The 1,375-nt window shown below is 75.2% G+C and carries 1 pseudogene; it reads right to left on the reverse strand.

Annotated features, from left to right (window positions below):
* Positions 1-41: 41 nt before the first annotated feature.
* A pseudogene (locus ABZ641_RS37525) lies at positions 42-808 on the reverse strand (alpha/beta hydrolase).
* Between the last annotated feature and the right edge of the window lie 567 nt (positions 809-1,375).

The following is a 1,375-nucleotide window of genomic DNA, read 5'->3' on the forward strand; positions in this document are numbered from 1 at the left end:
CCGGACACCGGCACCGCCACCCGTCGGGCTCGTCGAACCCGTCAGCGCGTGCGGGCGGCCGGCCCGCCGAAGTGCCGGACGAAGAACCGGACGGCACTGTCGGCCTCGAACCGCGGCAGCTCCTTGCGTCGGCCCGCGTTGGCGTGCAGCGTCTTCTCCTGCGAGGCGAAGGCGTCGAACAGCGCCAGGCCGGCCTCACGCGGGATGTGCTCGTCGTCCCGCTGCATCGCGTACTCGACCGGCACGGTGATCAGCTTCGCCTGCTCGGCCAGCACGTCGGGCCAGTGCCGGCCGAACACCGCGGCCGTGATCCTCGGCTCGGCCGCGACGAAGGGCACGCCGATCGCGGTGCCCGTGTTCAGGCCGAACCAGCCGACCGGCCCGTCGGGGCCGATCTCCGGCAGCCGCTGGAGGGCGTCCAGGACGGCCCGCCACTCGGGCACCGCCTGTGTCCGGCCGCATGGGCGTTGTAGCGGACGACGACCGGGCCCTCCGGCTCGCCGGCCGCCCGCGCCCGGTACAGCTCGGCGATCTCCCGCTCGTCGTGCGGGGTGCGCGGCCGGTCGCCGTGGCCTGGCGCATCGACGCAGGCGACGTGGAAGCCGCCGCCGGCCACGAGGAGCCGGGCACGGCCGGCCATCGCCGGATGCTTCTCGCGGTTGCCGCCGCCGTGGCCCGACAGGACCAGCGGCGCGCCGTCGGCGCCGGAGGCGGGCGACCGGAGGACGCCGGGGATCCCGTCCACGGTGAAGTCGCGCTCGACGACCCCGTCCGCGGACGACCCGGCGGTGGACTGCAGAACATGCATGAGGTGGTGCCCTTCGGGAGTCCGCTCGGTGAGTCGAGGCGCTCCCGGCGACGGCTACGCCGTCCGCTCGACCGTGACGACGAGAGGGAGCACCCGCACGGAAACCGCGTTCACGGGTCTCACCTCCTCGGGCAGTCGCACGGCCGCCCGTTCGGTACCAGCCCGGGCGCCACTCCGTCCGGGGCTTTTCCCGCAGGGCAGTCGGAGGCGTGGGAACGCCCGTCCCGGGCAGACGTCCTGCAGGCCCGAAGCGAGGAGGTGAGGGTGATGGCCAGGATCCGGATCGCACCCAAGCCCGGCCGCGGCCGCCCGCGGCCCCCGCTCGACCTGCGGACCCCGTCCGGCCGCCCGCTGCCGTACTGACAGGGCGTCGACCGTTCAGCCCCCGGCTCCGACCGCCTCCGCGGCCTCGACCACCACGGCGTGACCGAACGTGAACCGAAAAGAGCCTCAGCACCCGGCCGTCCCGGCCCCCGCCTTCGACCAGGCGGTGCTCGGCAAGAAGGCCGGCAGCCGGCTGCTGGTGGTGGCGCCGCCGGCGGCGGGCTTCGGCACCTCCGGGAACAC

The organism is Kitasatospora sp. NPDC007106, assembly GCF_040634455.1.
Taxonomy (GTDB): Bacteria; Actinomycetota; Actinomycetes; order Streptomycetales; family Streptomycetaceae; genus Kitasatospora; species Kitasatospora arboriphila.